At 73.2% G+C, this 272-nt stretch carries 1 pseudogene; it reads right to left on the bottom strand.

Features of this window, described 5'->3' with window-relative positions:
• Positions 1-28 precede the first annotated feature (28 nt).
• Positions 29-272, bottom strand: a pseudogene (locus GTW67_RS33785) (sulfite exporter TauE/SafE family protein); the annotation flags it as partial.

Raw genomic sequence — 272 nt, 5'->3', positions numbered from 1 at the left:
CTCGGGGCTGGCCGGGCCATCGCCCACGTCAGGCACCGAACATCAGCACCAGCCCCGAGACCAGCGCGAAGACCAGTACGAACAGGCGCATCCTGCGGGCGTCCAGACGGTGGTGCACCAGGCGGCTGAGCCAGGCGCCGACGGCGATCGCCGGCAGCAGCAGGGCCGCCTGGCCCAGCTCCGCCGCCTCCGCCTTGCCCGTCGCGAACAGCAGGAGCAGGGAGGCGACCTCCCCGACGAGGAAGCACGCGGCCACCGTGGAACGCAGCTCG

It is taken from the genome of Streptomyces sp. SID5910 (genome assembly GCF_009862125.1).
In the GTDB taxonomy this organism is placed as follows: Bacteria; Actinomycetota; Actinomycetes; order Streptomycetales; family Streptomycetaceae; genus Streptomyces.
This window is presented reverse-complemented; position numbering and strand designations above follow the sequence as displayed.